Here is a 23,055-nt window from a genome sequence, read left to right as displayed (position 1 = left end):
ACTTCAGCCAATAATTGAGCAATCACAGCGGAGAGTAACCACCTCCGCGAGAGCGGCGGCGGTTCAGCCGCAAAAGAGGGAAGGCACGTCATGGTGCAGATCAAGACCCCCGAGCAGATCGCGAAGATGCGTGAGGCAGGGCTGGTCGTCGCCGCGATCCACGCGGCGACCCGTGAGGCGGCCGTACCCGGCGCCACGACACGGGATCTGGACATGGTGGCCCGCAAGGTCATCGCGGACGCCGGGGCCAAGTCGAACTTCCTCGGCTACGGCGGTTTCCCCGCGACCATCTGCACCTCGGTGAACGAGGTCGTCGTCCACGGCATCCCGGACGACAAGACGGTCCTCAAGGACGGCGACATCATCTCGATCGACGCCGGCGCCATCGTCGACGGCTGGCACGGGGACGCGGCCTATACGGCCTTCGTGGGCACCGGGCACGCCCCTGAGCTCCTGGAGCTCTCCCGGGTGACCGAGGAGTCCATGTGGGCCGGAATCGCCGCCATGAAGCTCGGCAACCGCCTCGTGGACATCTCGAAGGCGATCGAGACGTACATCAAGCGTCAGCCGCGCCCGTCCACCGGTGAGCACAGCCTCGGCAAGTTCGGGATCATCGAGGACTACGGCGGCCACGGCATCGGGTCCGAGATGCACATGGACCCCCATTTGCTGAACTACGTCTCGCGCAAGCGGGGCAAGGGGATCAAGCTTGTCCCGGGCGTGTGCCTGGCGATCGAGCCGATGGTCTCCCTGGGCACGGCCCAGACCGAGGTCCTGGCGGACGACTGGACGGTCATCACGACGGACGGCACCTGGTCCTCGCACTGGGAGCACTCCATCGCGCTGACCGAGGACGGGCCGATCGTTCTCACCAGCCCGGACTGCGGCAAGGCCAAGCTGGCGGAGTACGGGGTCACCACGGCGCCGGACCCCCTGGCGTAATGATCTACAATCTGGGGCAAACTTTCCGGATTCGTCTTTCTGGGTGCCCTGACGTAGACTGACTCGTCGGCTCTCGTGCACTTCCATGCCCTGCATGGCGCGCGAGGCCGATCAAGGTAGCCGATTCGAAAGGCGAAGCGTGGCCAAGAAGCAAGGTGCCATCGAAATCGAGGGCACCGTGATCGAGTCCCTCCCGAACGCGATGTTCAAGGTGGAACTGCAGAACGGTCACAAGGTCCTCGCGCACATCAGCGGCAAGATGCGCATGCACTACATCCGCATCCTCCCTGATGACCGGGTTGTCGTGGAGCTGTCTCCGTACGACCTGACGCGTGGCCGGATCGTCTACCGATACAAGTAGATCTTGTCTTCACTCCCGTCTGGGCGTCTTGTCCCGGCGCGGGTGGTGGCACTGACCCGGAGAACCTCACCCACATGAAGGTCAAGCCGAGCGTCAAGAAGATCTGCGACAAGTGCAAGGTGATCCGCCGTCACGGCCGGGTCATGGTCATCTGCGACAACCTGCGCCACAAGCAGCGCCAGGGCTGACGCACGCCGACCGACCTGCCTTCCGCAGTTCTTCGCGCGACGTAAGAAAACGTACATACGCAGAATCCGCCCAGCCCTGTACGGGGCCGGCGGTACCTCCGGCGGGGGCCGGGGACCCGGACGTACCACCACCCACCAAGGGTGGTCGGCGGTCGGGAGTGGTTCTGCGGAAGACCCCCGAACACACAGGAGCCATTTGTGGCACGCGTTTCCGGTGTTGACATCCCGCGCGAAAAGCGTGTGGAGATCGCACTCACCTACGTCTTCGGTATCGGGCGCACCCGGTCCAAGGAGATCCTCGCCTCCACCGGCGTGAACCCGAACACCCGCGTTCGTGACCTGGCCGAAGAGGACCTCGTCAAGATCCGCGAGTACGTGGACGCCAACCTCCGTACCGAGGGTGACCTCCGCCGCGAGATCCAGGGCGACATTCGCCGCAAGATCGAGATCCAGTGCTACCAGGGCATCCGCCACCGTCGTGGCCTGCCGGTGCACGGTCAGCGCACCAGCACGAACGCGCGTACCCGCAAGGGCCCGCGTCGCGCGATCGCCGGTAAGAAGAAGCCGGGCAAGAAGTAGTCCTGTTCAGCGGTCTTGCGCTGTAGGACCGACCACCTCCCGTAGGAGATTTAGATGCCCCCCAAGGGTCGTCAGGGCGCTGCCAAGAAGGTGCGCCGCAAGGAAAAGAAGAACGTCGCTCACGGGCACGCCCACATCAAGAGCACGTTCAACAACACCATCGTTTCGATCACCGACCCCTCGGGCAACGTGATCTCCTGGGCCTCCGCCGGCCACGTCGGCTTCAAGGGCTCGCGCAAGTCCACCCCCTTCGCCGCGCAGATGGCCGCCGAGTCGGCCGCCCGCCGCGCGCAGGAGCACGGCATGCGCAAGGTTGACGTCTTCGTCAAGGGTCCGGGCTCCGGCCGCGAGACCGCGATCCGCTCCCTCCAGGCCACCGGTCTCGAGGTCGGCTCGATCCAGGACGTCACCCCCACCCCGCACAACGGCTGCCGCCCGCCGAAGCGCCGCCGCGTCTGACGCAGCGGACGCACTTGTGCGTTCTTGAGTGTCCGGGCGGTACGAACCCTTCGGGGGACGTACCGCCCGTACCCTTGTAGTAGCCGTACCCCGGTACGGCATCCCGTCGGGCGTCAAATAGTGGGCGTCCACGACTGAAGGAACACAGACATGCTTATCGCTCAGCGTCCTTCGCTGACCGAAGAGGTCGTCGACGAGTACCGCTCGCGGTTCGTGATCGAGCCGCTGGAGCCGGGCTTCGGCTACACCCTCGGCAACTCCCTGCGCCGTACGCTCCTGTCCTCGATCCCGGGTGCCGCTGTCACCAGCATCCGCGTGGACGGCGTCCTGCACGAGTTCACCACCGTGCCGGGTGTCAAGGAAGACGTCACCGACATCATCCTCAACATCAAGCAGCTGGTCGTCTCCTCGGAGCACGACGAGCCGGTCGTGATGTACCTGCGCAAGCAGGGTCCCGGCCTGGTCACCGCTGCCGACATCGCGCCCCCGGCCGGTGTCGAGGTGCACAACCCGGACCTGGTCCTCGCCACGCTCAACGGCAAGGGCAAGCTGGAGATGGAGCTGACCGTCGAGCGCGGTCGCGGCTACGTCTCCGCCGTCCAGAACAAGCAGCTGGGCCAGGAGATCGGCCGTATCCCGGTCGACTCCATCTACAGCCCGGTCCTCAAGGTCACCTACAAGGTCGAGGCGACCCGAGTCGAGCAGCGCACCGACTTCGACAAGCTGATCGTCGACGTCGAGACCAAGCAGGCCATGCGCCCGCGTGACGCCATGGCGTCCGCCGGTAAGACCCTGGTCGAGCTGTTCGGTCTGGCGCGCGAGCTCAACATCGACGCCGAGGGCATCGACATGGGCCCGTCCCCGACGGACGCCGCCCTGGCCGCCGACCTGGCGCTGCCGATCGAGGAGCTCGAGCTCACGGTCCGCTCGTACAACTGCCTCAAGCGCGAGGGCATCCACTCCGTGGGTGAGCTCGTGGCGCGTTCCGAGGCCGACCTGCTCGACATCCGCAACTTCGGTGCGAAGTCGATCGACGAGGTCAAGGCGAAGCTGGCCGGCATGGGCCTGGCCCTCAAGGACAGCCCGCCCGGATTCGACCCGACCGCCGCCGCCGACGCCTTCGGCGCCGACGACGACGCGGACGCCGGTTTCGTCGAGACCGAGCAGTACTGATTTTCCCCGCAGCCGGCGGCTGAGGTCCTTGCCAGGGCCGCCGGCGGGGGTTGATCGACCCGGGCCCGGAGGGCCCTGGTGAAACTTTCCCGCGGCATCCGCCTCGGGGGAACTGACACCGGTACCTGACACGGCCGGTGCAGATATGAAGGAGTAACACCATGCCGCGTCCCGCAAAGGGTGCCCGTCTGGGCGGCAGCGCCGCGCACGAGAAGCACCTCCTCGCGAACCTCGCGAAGGCGCTCTTCGAGCACGGCCGCATCACCACCACCGAGGCCAAGGCCCGCCGCCTGCGTCCCTACGCCGAGCGTCTGGTCACCAAGGCCAAGAAGGGCGACATCCACAACCGTCGCCTGGTGCTGCAGACGATCACGGACAAGAGCATCGTGCACACGCTGTTCACCGAGATCGCCCCGCGCTACGAGAACCGCCCCGGTGGTTACACGCGCATCACCAAGATCGGCAACCGTCGTGGCGACAACGCCCCGATGGCCGTGATCGAGCTGGTCGAGGCCCTTACGGTCGCCCAGCAGGCCACCGGTGAGGCCGAGGCCGCCACCAAGCGCGCGGTCAAGGAGGCGGAGGCCGCCGAGGCTCCCGCCGCCGAGGAGACCAAGGAGGCCTGATCCCTACCGGGATCACGCTGAACGGCTCTGAACGGGCCCGCCCCCTTCCGGGGCGGGCCCGTTTGGCGTTCGTTCGAAAGACGCAGCTGAGAGGATCGGTCACGTGAGTGACGAGGTGGAGCCCGGGCACGTCCGGGTGCGGCTGGACCTGAGCTACGACGGCAAGGACTTCTCCGGCTGGGCGAAGCAGCGCGTGCTGCGGACCGTCCAGGGCGAGCTGGAGTCGGCCCTGCAGACCGTGATGCGGCTGTCGGAGCCCGTCGAGCTGACCGTCGCCGGGCGTACGGACGCGGGCGTGCACGCGCGCGGGCAGGTCGCCCAGTTCGACCTGGCCGAGGAGGTGTGGGCCGAGCACCACGACAAGCTGCTGCGCCGGCTCGCGGGCCGGCTGCCGCACGACGTACGGGTATGGAAGGTCGCCGAGGCCCCCGAGGGCTTCAACGCGCGCTTCTCGGCCATCTGGCGGCGCTACGCCTACCGCGTCGGCGACCACCAGGGGGGCGTCGACCCGCTGCGCCGCGGCCACGTGCTGTGGCACCAGTGGCCCCTGGACGTGGACGCCATGAACGAGGCCGCCGCCCCGCTGCTCGGCGAGCACGACTTCGCCGCGTACTGCAAGAAGCGCGAGGGCGCCACGACCATCCGTACGCTCCAGCAGCTCAGCTGGGAGCGCGGCGAGGACGGCATCATCACCGCGACCGTCCGCGCGGACGCCTTCTGCCACAACATGGTCCGCTCGCTGGTGGGTGCCCTGCTGCACGTCGGCGACGGCCACCGGCCGACCGACTGGCCCGGCAAGGTGCTGGAGGCGGCCGTACGGGACTCCTCGGTGCACGTGGTCAAGCCGCACGGGCTGACCCTGGAGGAGGTCGGCTACCCGGCGGACGAGCTGCTGGCCGCGCGCAGCAAGGAAGCCCGGAACGTTCGGACCCTCCCCGGCGCGGGCTGCTGCTAATCCGTTTGGGCGGATCCGCCCCCGGCCTGGACAATGCCCGGCATGGGACATCTCGACGCCAGCCACCTGGAGTACTACCTTCCCGACGGGCGGGTCCTGCTCCCCGACGTCTCCTTCCGCGTGGGGGAGGGCTCGGTGGTCGCCCTGGTGGGGGCGAACGGGGCCGGCAAGACCACCCTGCTGAAGCTGGTCTCCGGCGAGCTCCAGCCGCACGGCGGCGGGGTCACCGTGAGCGGCGGGCTCGGCGTGATGTCGCAGTTCGTGGGCTCCGTGCGGGACGAGACGACCGTACGGGACCTGCTGGTCTCGGTGTCCCAGCCGCGGATCCGGGAGGCCGCGAAGGCCGTGGACCGCGCGGAGCAGCTGATCCTCACGGTCGACGACGAGGCCGCGCAGATGGCGTACGCGCAGGCGCTCAGCGACTGGGCGGACGTCCAGGGCTACGAGGCGGAGACCCTGTGGGACGTCTGCACGATGGCCGCGCTGGCGATCCCGTACGACACCGCTCAGTTCCGCGAGGTGCGCACCCTCTCGGGCGGTGAGCAGAAGCGGCTCGTGCTGGAGGCGCTGCTGCGCGGCCCGGACGAGGTGCTGCTGCTCGACGAGCCGGACAACTACCTCGACGTCCCGGGGAAGCGGTGGCTGGAGGAGCAGCTGAAGGCCACCCGCAAGACGGTGCTCTTCGTCAGCCACGACCGGGAACTGCTCACCCAGGCCGCCGAGAAGATCATCAGCTTGGAGGCGAGCCCGACGGGCAGCGACGTGTGGCTGCACGGCTCGGGCTTCGCGACGTACCACGAGGCCCGCAAGGAGCGCTTCGCGCGCTTCGAGGAGCTCAAGCGTCGCTGGGACGAGGAGCACGCCCGGCTGAAGGCCCTGGTGCTGCGGCTGCGCAATCAGGCCGCCTCCAGCCCTGACATGGCCTCGCGCTACCGGGCGATGCAGACCCGCTTCCAGAAGTTCGAGGAGGCCGGACCGCCGCCGGAGCCGCCGCGCGAGCAGGACATCAAGATGCGGCTCAAGGGCGGCCGGACCGGCGTGCGGGCCCTGACCGTGGAGAACCTGGAGCTCACGGGGCTGATGAAGCCGTTCTCCCTGGAGGTCTTCTACGGGGAGCGGGTCGCGGTGCTCGGCTCGAACGGCTCGGGCAAGTCGCACTTCCTGCGGCTGCTGGCGGGCGAGGACGTCAAGCACACGGGCGCCTGGAAGCTGGGCGCACGGGTGGTTCCCGGCCACTTCGCACAGACGCACGCGCACCCGGAGCTGTTCGGCCGCACCCTCGTCGACATCCTGTGGACGGAGGCGGCCAAGCCCCTGGGCCAGGCGATGGGTGCCCTGCGCCGCTACGAGCTGGAGCGCCAGGGCGATCAGCCCTTCGAGAAGCTCTCGGGCGGCCAGCAGGCGCGTTTCCAGATCCTGCTGCTGGAGCTGGCGGGGACCACGGCGCTGCTGCTGGACGAGCCGACGGACAACCTGGACCTGGAATCCGCGGAGGCGCTGCAGGACGGTCTGGAGGCGTACGAGGGAACTGTGCTGTGTGTCACACACGATCGCTGGTTCGCGCGGACTTTTGACCGTTACCTGGTCTTCGGTTCGGACGGTGTTGTGCGGGAGACTCAGGAACCCGTTTGGGACGAACGTAGAGTCGAACGCAAGCGCTAGGGGGAGACCACCCCTGCCGGAGTGAGGGGAAGTCGCCGTGGGGCTGCGGCCTAGCATCTGGCTCATGAAGTGGGAGACCCAGACCTCCGGCAACCGGCTGATCGACTGGCTGCTGCGGCCCGCCTCACGGCCCTGGCAGCTGCTCTCGCTCGCCGTGCTCCTGGGTATCGCCGTCTCCACGAGCCTGCGGGACAACTGGGGCTCGGACAACGCCTTCGTGGTCAAGGCCGCGGAAGCGCTGCTGGCGGGCGGGTCCCCGTACGAGGACAAGCGCTTCCTGTACCTGCCCAGTGCCGTGCTGATGGCGGTACCCGAGGCGCTGCTGCCGCAGACGGTGCTGAGGTGGACCCTGCCGGTCGGGATGTCCGCGCTGCTGGGCGTGGGCTGGCTGGGGGCGCTGCGGCTGTTCTCGGTGCCGCTGCGCTCGCGCTTCGCGGTGGTCGGCTTCCCGGTCCTGGCCCTCGCCTACAAGCCGTACGTGAACCTCGTGCTGATCGGCAACTGGACGGCCATCTCGGCGGCCGCGCTTCCGGTGGCACTGCTGCTCGCGCACCGGCGCCACTGGGGCGCGTCCGGGCTGGTGGTGGGGCTGGCGATCGCCTGCAAGCCGATGCTGGTGCCGATGGGGCTGGTCTTCCTGCTGGCCCGGAGGTGGCGGGGGCTGGCCGTGGCCGTGCTGGTGCCGCTGGGGTTGTCGCTGGCCGGCGCGCTGCTGATGCCGAGCCCGTCGCTGTTCTTCACCAAGACCCTGCCGTTCCTGCTCCAGGGGCAGGACTCGTACGCGCTGCCGTGGGACGCCTCGCCGATCGCGGTGCTGCCGCGGCTGGGGGTGCCGGCGCCGTTGGCGGTGCTGGTCGCCTTCGTGGGGGCCGGGGCCGGGCTGTGGGCCGCCTGGACGCGGTGGCGGCGTGCGGAGGACGAGGCCGACGACGGCGAGCTGCGGCTGGTGGAGACGGCCTGCATGGTGATGCTCGCCGCATTCCTGGTGTCGCGGCCGTCCTTCGACCACTACCTGCTGGTGGTGCTGCCGCTGCTGCTGGCCTCGGCTGTGCGGCCGGGCTCGATGCCCCGCTCGCCCTGGTTCTGGGCGGCCCTGGGGCCGCAGGTGGCGGGGATTCCGTGGCCGTCGGAGCTGGAGCGCAAGCGGCGCGCGTTCAAGGACTGCGCCACCCTGTGCGGGCTCGCGATTCTGCTGGCGCGTCGTGCGCTGCGCTCCGGTCGGGTTATTCTGGAGCCCGTAACAACTGCGGGGTCCCCACCCAGGACCGAACCGGAGTGCGCCGCGACGTCAGCAGAATCGGCATCGCGGACCGCGTTTTGACCCGTACGGGTCTGCTTGGGTATCCTGCTGGTTTGTTATGCGTATTGGCTTTCTCATTCTCACGTGAAAGGCCTTGCGCCGGTCCACCGGACCGATGACCAGCAGTTCACACGGGTTGCGTCCCCGATTGTGAACGAGGGCTGTCGTGATCGTCCGTGGTGACCCTGTCAGGACCTTCCCATGGGGCTAGCGCCCTTGGGATACCACCACTGAAGAAGCGAAGGCATACGCGTGCGTACGTTCAGCCCCAAGCCCGGCGACATCTCGCGCCAGTGGCTCGTCATCGACGCCCAGGACGTTGTCCTCGGCCGTCTGGCGACCCAGGCCGCTGCCCTCCTGCGGGGTAAGCACAAGCCGACTTACGCCCCCCACATGGACATGGGCGACTTCGTCATCATCGTCAACGCCGACAAGGTTCACCTGTCCGGCAACAAGGCGTCGCAGAAGATGGCGTACCGCCACTCCGGCTACCCGGGTGGTCTCCGCTCTGTGCGTTACGACGACCTCCTGGCGAACAACCCGGAGAAGGCCGTCGAGAAGGCCATCAAGGGCATGCTCCCCAAGAACACCCTGGGCCGTCAGATGCTCTCGAAGCTGAAGGTCTACTCGGGCGACCAGCACCCCCACGCTGCGCAGCAGCCGGTGCCGTTCGAGATCACCCAGGTCGCGCAGTAGTTCCGGCCACCCCCTAAGACGTAGAAAATTCTGAGGAGCATCGTGGCCGAGACCACCGCCGAGACGACCCCCGTCGACGAGTTCGAGGGCAACGTCGAGGAGTACACCAGCGAGTCTGAGGTCGTCGTCGAGGGCGACTACACCTCCGAGTCCCTTGCCGGTCGCTTCGGCGACCCCCAGCCGGCCGCCGGCCTGGGCCGTCGCAAGAACGCCATCGCCCGCGTCCGGATCGTTCCGGGCACCGGCAAGTGGAAGATCAACGGTCGCACCCTTGAGGACTACTTCCCCAACAAGGTGCACCAGCAGGAAGTCAACGAGCCGTTCAAGCTCCTCGAGCTGGACAACCGCTACGACATCATCGCCCGCATCGCGGGTGGCGGCGTCTCCGGCCAGGCCGGCGCCCTGCGCCTCGGCGTGGCCCGTGCGCTGAACGAGGCGGACGTGGACAACAACCGCCCGGCGCTGAAGAAGGCCGGCTTCCTCTCCCGCGACGACCGTGCGGTCGAGCGCAAGAAGGCCGGTCTCAAGAAGGCCCGTAAGGCTCCGCAGTACAGCAAGCGTTAATCTGCGCCTGCTGTTCTGCAACGAAACCGCCCCGGCAGCACTCTCTGTGCTGCCGGGGCGGTTCGTTTACCGCCACAAGCGGCAAATACCTGTCACAAGCGGTCACAAGCGAAGCTGAAACTCGGGAGGACAACAGTGGGACGACTCTTCGGGACGGACGGTGTACGCGGCGTTGCCAACGCGGATCTGACGGCGGAGCTCGCGCTCGGCCTCTCCGTGGCGGCAGCCCACGTACTGGCCGAGGCGGGTACCTTCGCGGGTCACCGGGCGACCGCCGTGGTCGGCCGGGATCCCCGCGCCTCCGGCGAATTCCTCGAGGCGGCGGTCGTGGCCGGCCTCGCGAGCGCGGGCGTGGACGTCCTGCGCGTCGGTGTGCTGCCCACCCCGGCGGTGGCGTATCTCACCGGTGCGCTGGGTGCCGACCTCGGCGTGATGCTCTCCGCCAGCCACAACGCCATGCCCGACAACGGCGTCAAGTTCTTCGCGCGCGGCGGCCACAAGCTCGCCGACGAGCTGGAGGACCGCATCGAGTCCGTCTACGAGGAGCACCGCACCGGCGCCCCCTGGGACCGGCCCACCGGCTCCGGCGTCGGCCGCGTCTCCGACTACACCGAGGGCTTCGAGAAGTACGTCGCCCACCTGATCGGGGTCCTCCCCAACCGCCTCGACGGCCTGAAGGTCGTCCTGGACGAGGCGCACGGTGCGGCCGCGTACGTGTCGCCCGAGGCCTTCGCCCGGGCCGGCGCGGAGATCGTCACGATCGGCGCCGAGCCCGACGGCCTGAACATCAACGACGGCTGCGGCTCCACCCACCTCGGCCTGCTCAAGGCGGCCGTGGTCGAGCACGGCGCCGACTTCGGCATCGCGCACGACGGTGACGCGGACCGCTGCCTGGCCGTGGACGGCACCGGCGCGGAGGTCGACGGCGACCAGATCCTCGCGGTGCTGGCGCTGGCCATGCGCGAGGCGGGGCAGCTGCGCGAGAACACCGTGGTCGGCACCGTGATGTCCAACCTGGGCTTCAAGCTGGCCATGGAGGGCGAGGGCATCCAGGTCGTGCAGACCGGGGTCGGCGACCGGTACGTGCTGGAGTCCATGAAGGAGCACGGCTACGCGCTGGGCGGCGAGCAGTCCGGCCACGTGATCATCCTCGACCACGCGACGACCGGTGACGGCACGCTGACCGGCTTGCTGCTGGCGGCTCGGGTCGCGGCCACCGGCAAGTCCCTGGCGGAGCTGGCCGGCGTCATGCAGCGGCTGCCGCAGGTGCTGGTCAACGTTCCCGACGTGGACAAGTCCCGGGTCGGGACCTCCGGGGAGCTGGCGGCGGCGGTGGCCGACGCCGAGCGCGAGCTGGGCACGACCGGTCGGGTGCTGCTGCGTCCGTCGGGTACGGAGCCCCTCGTACGGGTGATGGTGGAGGCCGCGGACATCGAGCAGGCCCGCGCGGTGGCCGGTCGGCTCGCGGACGTCGTGAAGTCGGCGCTCGGCTAGACCGTTCCCGCGTCCGGCGTACGCGTCGGCCCCGCCTCCGGGACTCCGGAGGCGGGGCCGACGCGTTTCGTGCGCGGGCCGGGGCGTGCGGGGCGGCCGGGGCCGCGCCTCGGGTCTTCGGCCGGAGGCGCCGCGCCTCAGGTCTTCGGCCGGCGGACCCAGCGGCCGCGCTGGGTCCGCCACAGCGCCTTCTGCCCGTACAGGGTCAGGACACCCGCGAGCATGATCCCGCCCAGGTTCAGCAGCAGCTGCTCCATCGACCCCCACATCTGGGAGAACTGCCCGTAGCTGAGGGCCACGGCGGCGTTCGCGCCGGCCGGGACGGTGGTCACCGAGATGGCCACGCCGACCAGCGCCCCGGACTTCGCGGAGGTCAGCGAGAGCACCCCGGCCATGCCGGCCAGCAGCGAGACCACGAACGAGAACGGGTCCGGCTGCCAGATGAAGCCCGTGTTGGGGCGGGGCGTGTCCAGCATTCCCGCGTGGAACTGCCCGATCGCGTCCATGCCGAGACTGAAGACGGTGGTGGCGACGATCGCCGCCGCGAAGCCGATCAGCAGCGCGGCCATGGAGCGCAGGGCGAGCCGCCGCTCGCGCTGCACGACCCCGACGCACACCCCGGCGAGGGGGCCGAACTCGGGGCCGACCGCCATCGCGCCCACGATCAGGATCGCGTTGTCCAGCATCACGCCGCAGGCAGCGATCATGGTCGCGAGGATCATGAAGGCGCTGTACGTGATGCTGAGGGTGGACTCCTCGTGGGTGGCATCGGTCAGCTGCTCCCACAGCACCGCGTCGGCTGCCTCGCCCGGGGCCTCCTCCTCGGCCTCGTCGGCCCGCTTCGACAGGGACAGGTCGATGTCCTCGACGGCGATCGAGCCGTCCTCGTCGATGCCCAGCGCCTGGAGCTCGTGGAGCAGTTCGTCCCCGGCCTCGCGGGCGACGTCACACAGGACGAGGTCGCCCGGCGGCACCCGCGCCGCACCCTTCAGTACGGCCAGGTGGGTGGTGCCGACCGTCCGCTCGACGATCTCCACCACCGCCTCCGTCCGGTCGGGCGGCGTGATCATCCGTAGATGCAGCATGCCCGCACCCTAAGGGCTGTCCGCGCGGAAAACCTCTCAGAGCTTGCGCAGGCTCAGCTTCTGCACCTTGTGGTCCGGTCCCTTGCGCACGACCAGCGTGGCGCGGCCGCGGGTGGGGGCCACGTTCTCCAGCAGGTTGGGCTTGTTGACGGTCCGCCACATCGTCTGCGCGTACTCCATGGCCTCCTCCTCGGAGACCTGGGTGTACTTGCGGAAGTAGGAGAAAGGATTCTGGAAGGCGGTCTCGCGCAGCTTCCGGAAGCGGCCCAGGTACCAGCGCTCGATGTCCTCGGGGCGCGCGTCCACGTACACGCTGAAGTCGAAGTAGTCGGCGAGGCCGACGCGGGTCCGGCCGTCCTTGCCGGGCAGGGCCGGCTGGAGGACGTTGAGGCCCTCGACGATGAGGATGTCCGGGCGGCGTACCACGAGTTCCTCGCCCGGCACGATGTCGTAGATCAGGTGCGAGTAGACCGGGGCCCGGACCTCGTCCTTGCCGGCCTTGATGTCGGCGACGAAGCGGGTGAGCGCGCGGCGGTCGTAGGACTCGGGGAAGCCCTTGCGGGAGGTGAGGCCGCGCCGCTGGAGCTCCTTCATCGGGTAGAGGAACCCGTCGGTGGTGACGAGCTCCACGCGCGGGTGCTCGGGCCAGCGGGCGAGGAGGGCCTGGAGCAGGCGGGCCACGGTGGACTTGCCGACGGCGACCGAGCCGGCGACCCCTATGACGAAGGGGGTGCCCTGCTGGGCGCCGTGGCCGTTGCCCGCGTCGCCGAGGAAGGTGTTGAGGGTGCCCCGGAGGTTGCTGGTGGCGCCGACGTACAGGTTCAGGAGGCGGGACAGCGGCAGGTAGACGTCGCGGACCTCGTCGAGGTCGATGACGTCGCCGAGGCCGCGGAGCCGCTCGACCTCGTCGGCCGTGAGGGGCAGCGGGGTCCGCTCGCGCAGGGCGCTCCACTCGGCACGGGTGAGGTCGACGTACGGCGAGGGCTCGGGGCCCCGGCGGTGGGCGGGGCGCGTGGGGTGCCCGTCCCGGCCGTTGCGCTCCGTTGCGCTGTCCGGCGTGCTGCTTCGTGGCGGCGAAGTGATCACACCGCCATTGTCGGGGCTCGGGAGCTGTTGTGGGTGGTGTGGTCGGTCACGTGCGGAGGGGGCGGGGGCCGGGACCGGGCCGGCCCCGGGTTGTGGCGGGTGCGGTCTCGATTCGGAACAGTCGGGTCTCGCCCTGGTCACGATCCGTGACCGGACGCGAAAAATCCTGATCGGGTGATCGAAAGGCCCGTACATTGTGGATCACCGCAGCTCCGAGAAACCCTTTCGCGCTGCCCTGAATCCGTTGAGTTCCATGGGGGAGACCTTTCGTGCGCACCGCTCTTGTCCGTCGTACCGTCCTGACCGCGTCCGCGGTGTCCCTGGCCCTGCTGGCCACCGCCTGTGGCAGCGACAAGGCCGACACCAAGGCCGACGCCAAGCCGTCGGCCCCCGCGTCCTCGTCGGCCCCGGCCGCCCCGGCCGCCAAGGCGAAGACGAACGCCGAGCTGGCCGGTGTGATCGTGGTCCAGGCCGACCTTCCGGACCACGTCGTCAAGGAGGCCACCGCCGCTGAGGCGGCTGCCGCGGCCGGTGCCAAGAGCGACAAGCAGCAGTGCCAGCCGCTGGTCTCGTCGCAGTCCATGAACCCGGTCGGCACCGCCGCGGGCACGGCCCGGACCAAGGCCGTCGCCAAGGGCAAGGAGCCCGCCGCGAACGCCAGCCCCGAGGAGAAGGCCAAGGCCGCCATGGGCGCCCTGGGCGCCACCGCCACCTCGGTCACCCTCGCCTCGTACGAGGGCAAGGGCGCGGAGGAGGCCTTCGCTGCGGTGAAGACCGCGGGCACGGCCTGCGCCGGTGGTTACACCGGTGGCCAGGGCGGCGACTCCCTCAAGATCACGAAGGTGGCCCCGGGCGCTGCCGTCACCGCGGGCGACGAGGCCGTCGCGTACACCGTGACGGGTGACGCGGACGGCGACGTGATGACCATGGAGCTCGTGGTCGTCCGCAAGGGCAACACCCTCGCCACCTTCTCGGCCCTGAGCCTGGCCGGCACCGCCGAGCAGCCGAAGGCCGTCGTCGACGCGCAGATCAAGAAGCTCGGCTGAGCCCTAACCGGCGAGGCGTCAACCCCGCTCCGGCGCATTCGCCGGGGCGGGGTTTTCGTCTTGTTCAGGTACGGGGCAGGCGGCCAACTTCGGCGTACGCTGCGGCCTATGTGCGGAATTGTGGGTTACGTGGGAGCGCAGTCGGCGCTCGATGTCGTCATCGCCGGACTCAAGCGGCTGGAATACCGCGGCTACGACTCGGCGGGCGTCGCCGTGCTCTCCGACGGGGGCCTGACCTCCGTGAAGAAGGCCGGGAAGCTCGTCAATCTGGAGAAAGAGCTGGTCGGCAACCCGCCGCCGACCGGGTGCACCGGGCTCGGGCACACCCGGTGGGCCACCCACGGGGGCCCCACCGACGTCAACGCCCATCCCCACCTGGACAACTCCGGGCGGGTGGCCGTCGTGCACAACGGCATCATCGAGAACTTCGCCGCGCTGCGCGCCGAACTGGCCGAGCGCGGGCACCGGCTGGAGTCCGAGACGGACACCGAGGTGGTGGCGCACCTGCTCGCCGAGCAGTTCGCGGTGACCGGGGACCTGGCGGCGGCGATGCGGCACGTGTGCCGGCGGCTGGAAGGTGCCTTCACGCTCGTCGCGGTGCACGCCGACGAGCCGGACGTGGTGGTCGGCGCGCGCCGGAACTCGCCCCTGGTGGTGGGCGTTGGAGAGGGAGAGAACTTCCTCGCCTCGGACGTGGCCGCGTTCATCGCCCACACCCGGTCCGCGATCGAGCTGGGGCAGGACCAGGTCGTCGAACTCCGCCGCGACGGGGTCACGGTGACCGACTTCGGCGGTTCGCCCGCGCCCGTGCGGGCGTACCACGTGGACTGGGACGCCTCGGCGGCCGAGAAGGGGGGGTATGACTACTTCATGCTCAAGGAGATCGCCGAGCAGCCGAAGGCCGTCGCCGACACCCTCCTGGGCAGGATCGACGCGAGCGGCTCGCTGACCCTGGACGAGGTGCGCATCCCCGTCTCGGTGCTCAGGGAGGTCGACAAGGTCGTGATCGTGGCGTGCGGTACGGCGTACCACGCGGCCATGATCGCGAAGCTGGCCATCGAGCACTGGACCCGCATCCCGTGCGAGACGGAGCTGGCGAGCGAGTTCCGCTATCGCGACCCGATCCTGGACCAGCGGACGCTGGTGATCGCGATCTCGCAGTCCGGCGAGACCATGGACACCCTGATGGCGCTGCGGCACGCGCGCGAGCAGGGCGCCAAGGTGCTGGCCATCTGCAACACGAACGGCTCGACGATCCCGCGCGAGTCCGATGCCGTGCTGTACACGCACGCCGGGCCCGAGGTGGCCGTCGCCTCGACCAAGGCGTTCCTGACGCAGCTGGTGGCCTGCTACCTCGTCGCGCTGTACCTCGGGCAGGTACGGGGCACGAAGTGGGGCGACGAGATCGAGGCGGTGATCCGCGAGCTGTCGGACATCGCCGCGGCGGTGGACACCGTACTGGAGACGATGGAGCCGGTACGCGCGCTCGCGCGGTCCCTCGCCGACAAGAACACCGTGCTGTTCCTCGGGCGCCACGTGGGGTACCCGGTGGCGCTGGAGGGCGCGCTCAAGCTCAAGGAGCTGGCGTACATGCACGCCGAGGGCTTCGCGGCGGGCGAGCTCAAGCACGGGCCGATCGCGCTGATCGAGGAGGACCTGCCGGTGGTGGTGGTCGTCCCGTCGCCGCGCGGGCGGTCGGTGCTCCACGACAAGATCGTGTCGAACATCCAGGAGATCAGGGCGCGCGGGGCGCGGACCATCGTGATCGCGGAGGAGGGTGACGAGGCGGTCGTCCCGTACGCCGACCACCTGATCCGGATCCCGGCCACGCCGACGCTGCTCCAGCCGCTGGTGGCGACGGTGCCGCTGCAGGTGTTCGCGTGTGAGTTGGCGACGGCGCGGGGGAACGAGGTGGACCAGCCGCGTAACCTCGCTAAGTCCGTGACGGTGGAGTAGGCGGGGTTGTCGTTGTGATTATCGGCGTGGGGATCGACGTCGCGGAGATCGGGCGGTTCGGCGAGGCGCTGGAGCGGACGCCGAACCTGGCGCAGCGGCTGTTCCTCGACGCCGAGTTGACGCTGCCGAGCGGTGAGCGGCGCGGGACCGCCTCCCTCGCCGCCCGGTTCGCGGCCAAGGAAGCGCTGGCCAAGGCGCTCGGCGCGCCCGCCGGGCTGCTGTGGACCGACGCCGAGGTGTATGTCGAGGACTCGGGGCAGCCGCGGCTGCGGGTGTCCGGGACGGTCGAGGCGCGCGCGCTGGAGCTCGGCGTGAAGTCCTGGCACATCTCGCTGAGCCACGACGCCGGTGTGGCCTCCGCCGTGGTCATCGCCGAGGGATAGGCGCCCTCGTCGGGCAGGCTGGTGCCATGCGTACTGCTTACAGCGTGGAGACCGTACGGGCAGCCGAGCGCGAGCTGATGGCCCGGCTGCCCGAGGGCGCCCTGATGCAGCGGGCCGCGGCCGGCCTGGCCGCCGTCTGCGCGGGGCTGTTGCCGAGGGTCTACGGCGGGCGGGTCGTCCTGCTCGTCGGGCCCGGCGACAACGGCGGCGACGCGCTCCACGCCGGGGCGCGCCTCGCCCGGCGCGGGGCCCGGGTCACGGCGGTGCCGATGGACCCCGAGCGGATGCACGCGGGCGGGCTCGCCGCGCTGCGGGCCGCCGGCGGGCGGATCGAGCCGGACGTCCCGCAGCGGGCGGACCTCGTGGTGGACGGGCTGCTCGGGATCGGCGGGCGGGGCGGGCTGCGGCCGGCGGCCGCCGCGCTGGTGGAGCGGATCCCGCGAGGAGTCCCCGTGGTCGCCGTGGACCTGCCGAGCGGGGTCGACGCGGACACCGGGGAGGTGGCGGGGCCGGCCGTCACGGCCGATGTGACGGTGACCTTCGGGGCGTACAAGCCCGGGCTGCTGATCGATCCCGGCGCCTCGCGGGCGGGTGTGGTGCACCTGGTGGACATCGGGCTGGAGCTGTCCGGGCCCGCCGTGGAGGCCCTGCAGCACGCGGACGTGGCGGGGCTGCTGCCGGTGCCGACGGCGTCGAGCGACAAGTACCGGCGGGGCGTGGTCGGGATCGCCGCCGGGTCCCTCCAGTACCCGGGCGCGGCCGTGCTGGCCGTGGCGGGCGCCCTGCGCGGCGGCGCGGGCGCGGTGCGGTACGTGGGGCCGGCGGCGGAGGCCGTGCTCGCGCGCTTTCCCGAGACGCTGATCGGGCGGGGCCGGGTGCAGGCGTGGGTGGTCGGGCCGGGGCTGGGGGAGGGGCGCGGCGGGGAGGTCGCGGATCTGCTGGCGCAGGACGTGCCGGTACTGGTCGACGCGGACGGGCTGCGCGGGCTGGACGCCGAGGTGCTGCGGGCCCGGACGGCACCGACCCTGCTGACCCCGCACGCGGGGGAGGCGGCGGCGCTGCTGGGGGTCTCACGGGAGTCGGTGGAGGCGGGGCGGCTGGACGCGGCCCGGCGGCTTTCCGGCCGGTACGGGGCGGCGGTGCTGCTGAAGGGCTCGACGACGCTGGTCGCCTCCGGGGGTTCGCCCGTCCGGGTGAACCCGACCGGGACTCCGTGGCTGGCCACGGCCGGGAGCGGGGACGTGCTGTCCGGGCTGGCCGGTGCCCTGCTGGCGACCGGACTGTCGGGGCCGGACGCCGGCTCGGTGGCGGCGTACCTCCACGGCCTGGCGGCCAGGCTCGCCGGCGGGCCCCTGCTGGCCCAGGACGTGGCCGCCGCCCTCCCCGCCGCGTGGCGCGACGCCCGCCGGCCGTGACGGGGCCGCCGGGTCCCGGCAGCGCCGCTGCCGGGACCCGCCGGCCCCGACCCGCGCCTCAAGCGCCGACGGGGCTGGGGTGTGCGGCGGGGCTGACAGACCGGGGCTCCGCCCCGCGCCCCGCGCCTCAAGCGCCGGCGGGGCTGGGATGTGCCCGGCGGGGCTGGGATGTGCCCGGCAGGGCCGAAGGTCGGGGTTCCGCCCCGTGCCCCGCGCGCCTCAGACGCCGGCGGGGCTGGCATGTGTCCGGCTGCTGGAGGTCGGGGCCTCGCCCCGGGCCGCGAAGCGGAGTGCCCGGAGGGCAGGTCAATCCGACGGGTCGCGGGTGCGGGTGCGGCCGAGGCGAAATCCAGCCCCGCCGGCGGTTGAGGCGCGGGGCAGGGGGCGGAGCCCCGGTCGGTGAGCCGCGCCGGCGTTTGGGGCGGCGGTCCGGGCGGAGCCCGGGGACCCGTGGAGCGCCCCGACCAGGGGCAGGTGGGGGTTCTGAGAGACTGTGGGGGATGAACGAGACACCGATGCGTGTGTACGCCGAGATCGACCTTGACGCCGTGCGGGGGAACGTGCGCGCGCTGCGCGAGCGGGCGCCCCGGTCCGAGCTGATGGCCGTCGTCAAGGCGGACGCCTACGGGCACGGGGCCCTGGCCTGCGCCAAGGCCGCCCAGGAGGCCGGCGCCACCTGGCTCGGTACCGCCACGCCCGACGAGGCGCTCGCGCTGCGCGCCGCCGGCGTCGAAGGCCGGATCATGTGCTGGCTGTGGACCCCCGGCGGGCCCTGGCGGGAAGCCGTCGAGGCCGACCTCGACGTCTCGGTCAGCGGGATGTGGGCCCTGGACGAGGTACGGGAAGCCGCCAGGGCGGCGGGCCGGCCCGCCAGGATCCAGCTCAAGGCCGACACCGGACTCGGCCGCAACGGCTGCCAGCCCGCCGACTGGGCGGAGCTCGTGGGGGCGGCCGTCGCCGCCCAGGCCGAGGGCACCGTCCGGGTCACCGGCCTCTGGTCGCACTTCGCCTGCGCCGACGAGCCCGGGCATCCGTCCATCCAGCTCCAGCTCACCGCCTTCCGCGACATGCTCGCCTACGCCGAGAAGGAGGGCGTCGAGCCCGAGGTGCGGCACATGGCCAACTCGCCCGCCACCCTCACCCTTCCCGAGTCCCACTTCGACCTGGTCCGCCCCGGCCTGGCCGTCTACGGGGTCTCGCCCGCGCCCGAGCTCGGCACCCCGGCCGAGCTGGGCCTGCGGCCCGCAATGGCCCTCAAGGCCTCCCTCGCGCTGGTCAAGACCGTCCCGGCCGGGCACGGCGTGAGCTACGGGCACCACTACGTCACCGACGCCGAGACCACCCTCGCGCTGGTCCCGGCCGGTTACGCGGACGGCATCCCGCGGCACGCCTCCGGGCGCGGTCCGGTACTCGTCGGCGGCAGGATCCGCCATGTGGCCGGGCGCGTGGCCATGGACCAGTTCGTGGTCGACCTGGACGGCGACACGGCCGCGGCGGGCGACGTGGCCGTCATCTTCGGGGACGCGGAGCGCGGCGAGCCCACCGCCGAGGACTGGGCTCAAGCGTCCGACACGATCGCGTATGAGATCGTCACCCGTATCGGAGGGCGCGTGCCCCGGGTGTACCTGGGCGCCTGAGACGGAGTGAGGGCGGCGGCGTGAGCGAGAACTGGCGCAAGGCCGGCTGGGCCGGGGCCGCCATCGGCGTGATAGCCGCGGGCGCGGCTGCCGGTGTCGCGGTCGAACGGATCACCGTCGGGCGCGGCATACGCATGAAGGCGCGCCTCGCCCTCGACGCCGCGGGCGACTACGGGTCCCTGCGCGGGACGCAGGGGACCTGCCAGGCAGAGGACGCCACCGAGCTCTATTACGAGGTCGACGAGCTCCCCGAGGAGAACAAGCGGCCGCGGTCGCGACTGCGCCGCAAGCCCGCCCCGCAGGCCACGGTCGTCTTCTGCCACGGCTACTGCCTCGGCCAGGACTCCTGGCACTTCCAGCGCGCCGCCCTGCGCGGGGTGGCCCGCTCGGTCTACTGGGACCAGCGCAGCCACGGCCGCAGCGCCCGCGGCCTGGCCCAGGCGGACGGCGATCCGGTGACCATCGAGCAGCTCGGCCGCGACCTGAAGGCCGTCGTCGACGCCGCCGCGCCGGAGGGCCCGCTGATCCTCGTGGGTCACTCGATGGGCGGTATGACCATCATGGGATTCGCGGAGCAGTTCCCCGACCTCGTACGCGACCGCGTCGTCGGCGTCGCCCTGGTCGGCACCTCCAGCGGCCGCCTCGACGAGGTGACGTACGGGCTGCCCTCCGTGGGACTCGGTGCCGTGCGCCGCATCCTGCCGGGCGTGCTCAAGGCGCTCGGCTCGCAGGTGGAGCTGGTGGAGAAGGGCCGCAGGGCCACCGCCGACCTCTTCGCCGGCATGATCAAGATGTATTCGTTCGGTTCCCGGGACGTGGACCCGGCCGTCGCGCGCTTCGCGGAACGGCTCATCGAGGCCACCCCGATCGACGTGGTCGCCGAGTTCTACCCGGTCTTCCAGACCCACGACAAGACCGCCGCGCTCCAGCGGTTCGCGGACATCCCCGTCACCGTCATCGCCGGGGACAAGGACATGATCACCCCGGCCGGGCACAGCCTGGCCATCAAGGAGGCGCTGCCGAGCGCCGAGCTGGTGGTCCTGGAGTCCGCCGGACACCTGATGATGCTGGAGTACCCGGAGACGGTGACGCGGCTGCTGACCGAGCTGCTGGCGCGCACGGGCGCGGTGCCGGGCGCCGCACCGACTAACGTTGGCGGGCATGGAAGAAGTACCGCTGGAAGCACAGCGCAGCCAGGCACCGGGGCCTGAGGCAGGCGCCGGCGCCGGGGCCGAGGCCCGGATCACCGTCGACTCCCCGGACGCGATGCGCGACCTGGGCCGCAGGCTCGCCGGCCTGCTGCGCCCGGGCGACCTCGTCCTGCTCACAGGCGAGCTGGGTGCGGGCAAGACCACGCTGACCCGCGGGCTCGGCGAGGGCCTGGGCGTGCGCGGGGCCGTGACCTCGCCGACCTTCGTGATCGCCCGCGTACATCCCCCGCTGGGCGGCGGACCGGCGCTGGTGCACGTGGACGCGTACCGGCTGGGCGGCGGGCTGGACGAGATGGAGGACCTGGACCTCGACGTCTCGCTGCCCGAGTCCGTCGTGGTCGTGGAGTGGGGCGACGGCAAGGTGGAGGAGCTCTCCGACGACCGGCTGCACGTGGTGATCGCCCGGGCGGTCGGCCACGAGGAGGTCCTGGACGACGTACGGCAGGTGTCCGTCCGCGGGGTCGGGGCGCGCTGGGCCGGCGGGGCCGGGCTGGACGCGCTGGCAGGCGCCCTCTCGGAGTAAACGTACCGACAACTCGTCGGCAAGATATTGCGCCCGCGGCGGCGCGCGTGATGACATGGTACCGAGAGTTTCTTAGGCATGCCTAAGTTCGGCGTGCCGGGGCCCAGGAGGCAGCCATGTCGGCACCATCAGGAGCGCAGTGCGAACCCCGCCCGTCCGCCGTGTCGATGCGGGCGCTGCTCGCCGCCGGCCTGGCCGCCACCGCCGTCTCGACGCCGCCCGCGCGCGAACACCTGCCGGCGGACGCGGGCGGGCCGGACGGCGGCGAACGCGAACAGGCCGCTCCGGAATCCGAAGCGGCCTGAGCGGACGGGCGCTGCGCTCGTACGGGTCTGCGCTCTTACGGGTGAAACGGCGCCCTCAGGGAACGACGACGACCTTCGAGTTGATCGTCGCGAAGGCCCACATCGCGTCTCCGTCGGCCTTCGTCATGCGGATGCCGCCGGTCTTCTTGTTCGGGTCGGGCTCCGGTGTGGCGCCGTCCGCGCGGGCGCTGAAGCCGACCGCCACCCCCTCGACGGTGGCGAACCGCACGACGTGCTCGATCGGCACCCCGTCCGAGCCGGTGACCGCGCCCGAGCGCGAGCCGACCTGGTAGCTGCCCGCCTTCGGGTGCACCGTGCTCGGCATCACCGTGAACGACTTCGGCTGCTGACCGGCGTCGCCCACCAGCCACACGCGCTTCTGACCCACCGAGTACACGACGCGCACCCCGGTGCCCGATCCCTCCGGCACGGGCACCGGCTTCGCCGGATCCTGCTTGGCGGCGGACTGGCTCGGGGCGGGGGCCGGGGCCTGCGCGGCCGCCTTCGGGGGGCGTGCGGGCGCCGTCGCGGATGCCTGGTAGCCGAGGAAGCCGACCGCGGCCACTGCCGCGGCGGTGAGCCCGGCCACGATTCCCGAGCTGCTGCGTGACACCTTGCTCCACCTCTCCGCGCTGCCTGGACACCTGGTCGAAAGGTAGCAGCAGGCCCGCTCCGCAACCGCCCGCAAACCCTTGGGGTTCCGGAGTCGTAGGCTGTTCGCGTGCTCTTGCTCGCTGTAGATACCGCCACGCCCGCCGTCACCGTCGCCCTGCACGACGGCGAGTCCGTCCTCGCCGAGTCGAACCAGGTCGACGCCCGCCGCCACGGGGAGCTGCTCCTGCCCTCCGTCGACAAAGTCCTCGCCGAGGCCGGGCTGAAGCTCGAAGCCGTCACCGGCATCGTCGTCGGCGTCGGCCCCGGCCCCTACACCGGTCTGCGCGTCGGCCTCGTCACCGCCTCCACCTTCGCCTCCGTGCTGGGCGTGCCCGTGCACGGCCTGTGCACCCTCGACGGCCTCGCCTACGCCGCGGGGGCCGCCGGGATCGAGGGCCCCTTCACCGTCGCCACCGACGCGCGGCGCAAGGAGGTCTACTGGGCGCGCTACGAGGACCCGCGGACCCGGGTCGGAGAGCCGGCCGTGGACCGGCCCGCCGACATCGCCGAGCAGGTCGCGGGCCTCCCGGCGGTGGGCCAGGGCGCGCTGCTGTACCCGGAGGTGTTCCCGGACGCGCGCGGACCCGAGCACCAGTCGGCCGCCGCGCTGGCCTCCCTCGCCGCGGAACGGCTCGCGGTCGGGGGGGAGTTCCTTCCGCCGACCCCCCTCTACCTGCGTCGGCCCGACGCGCAGGTGCCCAAGAACTACAAGGTGGTCACCCCGCAGTGACGGCCGCCCCTGACGTCGTACTCCG

25 protein-coding genes are annotated in these 23,055 nt (G+C 71.2%); 22 read left to right on the top strand and 3 right to left on the bottom strand.

The features are described 5' to 3' along the window. Nucleotides 1–90: 90 nt before the first annotated feature. The 13 genes from map (at nucleotide 91) to glmM (ending at nucleotide 10,999) form a co-directional block, all read left to right on the top strand. A complete protein-coding gene (gene map, locus AB0D48_RS14110) occupies nucleotides 91–942 on the top strand; it encodes a type I methionyl aminopeptidase (protein WP_360890998.1) in 852 nt (283 codons plus the stop codon). Nucleotides 943–1,081: 139 nt separating this feature from the next. Then, nucleotides 1,082–1,303 carry a translation initiation factor IF-1 gene (gene infA / locus AB0D48_RS14105; RefSeq protein WP_003956442.1) on the top strand — a complete coding sequence of 74 codons (222 nt, stop codon included), beginning with the start codon at nucleotides 1,082–1,084 and terminating at the stop codon, nucleotides 1,301–1,303. 74 nt (nucleotides 1,304–1,377) lie between these two features. Then, nucleotides 1,378–1,491: a 50S ribosomal protein L36 gene (rpmJ, locus tag AB0D48_RS14100; RefSeq protein ID WP_003956441.1), complete on the top strand. Its 114-nt coding sequence runs from the start codon at nucleotides 1,378–1,380 to the stop codon at nucleotides 1,489–1,491. A gap of 198 nt (nucleotides 1,492–1,689) precedes the next feature. Then, a complete protein-coding gene (gene rpsM / locus AB0D48_RS14095) occupies nucleotides 1,690–2,070 on the top strand; it encodes a 30S ribosomal protein S13 (RefSeq protein ID WP_007265919.1) in 381 nt (126 codons plus the stop codon). Between the two features lie 54 nt (nucleotides 2,071–2,124). Next, entirely contained in the window at nucleotides 2,125–2,529 is a 405-nt protein-coding gene (rpsK, locus tag AB0D48_RS14090; RefSeq protein ID WP_003956432.1) for a 30S ribosomal protein S11, read from the top strand. A gap of 150 nt (nucleotides 2,530–2,679) precedes the next feature. Further along, a complete protein-coding gene (locus AB0D48_RS14085) occupies nucleotides 2,680–3,702 on the top strand; it encodes a DNA-directed RNA polymerase subunit alpha (RefSeq protein WP_007265920.1) in 1,023 nt (340 codons plus the stop codon). Nucleotides 3,703–3,863: 161 nt separating this feature from the next. Then, nucleotides 3,864–4,328: a 50S ribosomal protein L17 gene (gene rplQ / locus AB0D48_RS14080; protein WP_215023458.1), complete on the top strand. Its 465-nt coding sequence runs from the start codon at nucleotides 3,864–3,866 to the stop codon at nucleotides 4,326–4,328. Nucleotides 4,329–4,431: 103 nt separating this feature from the next. Then, nucleotides 4,432–5,283 (top strand): tRNA pseudouridine(38-40) synthase TruA, encoded by an 852-nt coding sequence (truA, locus tag AB0D48_RS14075; protein WP_362395158.1) that lies wholly within the window; start codon nucleotides 4,432–4,434, stop codon nucleotides 5,281–5,283. 33 nt (nucleotides 5,284–5,316) lie between these two features. Then, nucleotides 5,317–6,945, top strand: a complete 1,629-nt coding sequence (locus AB0D48_RS14070) for an ATP-binding cassette domain-containing protein (RefSeq protein ID WP_362395155.1) — start codon at nucleotides 5,317–5,319, stop codon at nucleotides 6,943–6,945. Nucleotides 6,946–7,009: 64 nt separating this feature from the next. Next, complete coding sequence (locus AB0D48_RS14065; protein ID WP_362395152.1) at nucleotides 7,010–8,266, top strand: glycosyltransferase family 87 protein; 1,257 nt, start codon at nucleotides 7,010–7,012, stop codon at nucleotides 8,264–8,266. Between the two features lie 231 nt (nucleotides 8,267–8,497). Next, the gene (rplM, locus tag AB0D48_RS14060; RefSeq protein WP_008739660.1) at nucleotides 8,498–8,941 is read left to right on the top strand and encodes a 50S ribosomal protein L13; all 444 of its coding nucleotides are present in this window, start codon (nucleotides 8,498–8,500) and stop codon (nucleotides 8,939–8,941) included. Between the two features lie 42 nt (nucleotides 8,942–8,983). Continuing rightward, nucleotides 8,984–9,505: a 30S ribosomal protein S9 gene (gene rpsI, locus AB0D48_RS14055; protein WP_215143970.1), complete on the top strand. Its 522-nt coding sequence runs from the start codon at nucleotides 8,984–8,986 to the stop codon at nucleotides 9,503–9,505. Between the two features lie 135 nt (nucleotides 9,506–9,640). Further along, entirely contained in the window at nucleotides 9,641–10,999 is a 1,359-nt protein-coding gene (gene glmM, locus AB0D48_RS14050) for a phosphoglucosamine mutase (protein WP_362395147.1), read from the top strand. A gap of 137 nt (nucleotides 11,000–11,136) precedes the next feature. Here the strand turns inward: glmM and AB0D48_RS14045 are convergent, their stop codons facing one another. Beyond that, on the bottom strand, nucleotides 11,137–12,084 hold the full coding sequence (locus AB0D48_RS14045; protein ID WP_362395145.1) for a DUF389 domain-containing protein: 948 nt from the start codon (nucleotides 12,082–12,084) through the stop codon (nucleotides 11,137–11,139). 36 nt (nucleotides 12,085–12,120) lie between these two features. Beyond that, nucleotides 12,121–13,170, bottom strand: coding sequence for a type I pantothenate kinase (gene coaA / locus AB0D48_RS14040; protein WP_362395142.1), 1,050 nt, complete (start codon nucleotides 13,168–13,170; stop codon nucleotides 12,121–12,123). Between the two features lie 269 nt (nucleotides 13,171–13,439). Here coaA and AB0D48_RS14035 point away from each other — a divergent pair, with 269 nt between their 5' ends. From AB0D48_RS14035 to AB0D48_RS14000, 8 genes are all read left to right on the top strand, one after another. Next, a complete protein-coding gene (locus AB0D48_RS14035; RefSeq protein WP_362395140.1) occupies nucleotides 13,440–14,216 on the top strand; it encodes a hypothetical protein in 777 nt (258 codons plus the stop codon). Between the two features lie 108 nt (nucleotides 14,217–14,324). Beyond that, the gene (gene glmS, locus AB0D48_RS14030) at nucleotides 14,325–16,172 is read left to right on the top strand and encodes a glutamine--fructose-6-phosphate transaminase (isomerizing) (protein ID WP_362395137.1); all 1,848 of its coding nucleotides are present in this window, start codon (nucleotides 14,325–14,327) and stop codon (nucleotides 16,170–16,172) included. 14 nt (nucleotides 16,173–16,186) lie between these two features. After that, nucleotides 16,187–16,555 carry a holo-ACP synthase gene (locus tag AB0D48_RS14025; RefSeq protein WP_362395134.1) on the top strand — a complete coding sequence of 123 codons (369 nt, stop codon included), beginning with the start codon at nucleotides 16,187–16,189 and terminating at the stop codon, nucleotides 16,553–16,555. A gap of 26 nt (nucleotides 16,556–16,581) precedes the next feature. Beyond that, the gene (locus tag AB0D48_RS14020) at nucleotides 16,582–17,970 is read left to right on the top strand and encodes an NAD(P)H-hydrate dehydratase (RefSeq protein WP_362395131.1); all 1,389 of its coding nucleotides are present in this window, start codon (nucleotides 16,582–16,584) and stop codon (nucleotides 17,968–17,970) included. 500 nt (nucleotides 17,971–18,470) lie between these two features. After that, complete coding sequence (alr, locus tag AB0D48_RS14015) at nucleotides 18,471–19,607, top strand: alanine racemase (protein ID WP_362395128.1); 1,137 nt, start codon at nucleotides 18,471–18,473, stop codon at nucleotides 19,605–19,607. Nucleotides 19,608–19,627: 20 nt separating this feature from the next. Further along, the gene (locus AB0D48_RS14010) at nucleotides 19,628–20,818 is read left to right on the top strand and encodes an alpha/beta hydrolase (protein WP_362395126.1); all 1,191 of its coding nucleotides are present in this window, start codon (nucleotides 19,628–19,630) and stop codon (nucleotides 20,816–20,818) included. Then, nucleotides 20,769–21,341 (top strand): tRNA (adenosine(37)-N6)-threonylcarbamoyltransferase complex ATPase subunit type 1 TsaE, encoded by a 573-nt coding sequence (gene tsaE, locus AB0D48_RS14005; protein ID WP_362395123.1) that lies wholly within the window; start codon nucleotides 20,769–20,771, stop codon nucleotides 21,339–21,341. The genes AB0D48_RS14010 and tsaE overlap by 50 nt, the downstream gene beginning before the upstream one ends. A 116-nt stretch (nucleotides 21,342–21,457) precedes the next feature. Beyond that, nucleotides 21,458–21,646 carry a hypothetical protein gene (locus tag AB0D48_RS14000; RefSeq protein ID WP_362395120.1) on the top strand — a complete coding sequence of 63 codons (189 nt, stop codon included), beginning with the start codon at nucleotides 21,458–21,460 and terminating at the stop codon, nucleotides 21,644–21,646. Nucleotides 21,647–21,701: 55 nt separating this feature from the next. Here AB0D48_RS14000 and AB0D48_RS13995 read toward each other — a convergent pair whose 3' ends face one another. Further along, nucleotides 21,702–22,259, bottom strand: a complete 558-nt coding sequence (locus tag AB0D48_RS13995) for a hypothetical protein (RefSeq protein ID WP_362395117.1) — start codon at nucleotides 22,257–22,259, stop codon at nucleotides 21,702–21,704. Between the two features lie 108 nt (nucleotides 22,260–22,367). Between AB0D48_RS13995 and tsaB the strand changes: the two genes are divergently transcribed. Next, complete coding sequence (gene tsaB, locus AB0D48_RS13990) at nucleotides 22,368–23,030, top strand: tRNA (adenosine(37)-N6)-threonylcarbamoyltransferase complex dimerization subunit type 1 TsaB (protein WP_362395114.1); 663 nt, start codon at nucleotides 22,368–22,370, stop codon at nucleotides 23,028–23,030. Nucleotides 23,031–23,055 lie beyond the last annotated feature (25 nt).

The organism is Streptomyces sp. NPDC048269, from assembly GCF_040652395.1.
Taxonomy (GTDB): Bacteria; Actinomycetota; Actinomycetes; order Streptomycetales; family Streptomycetaceae; genus Streptomyces.
This window is presented reverse-complemented; position numbering and strand designations above follow the sequence as displayed.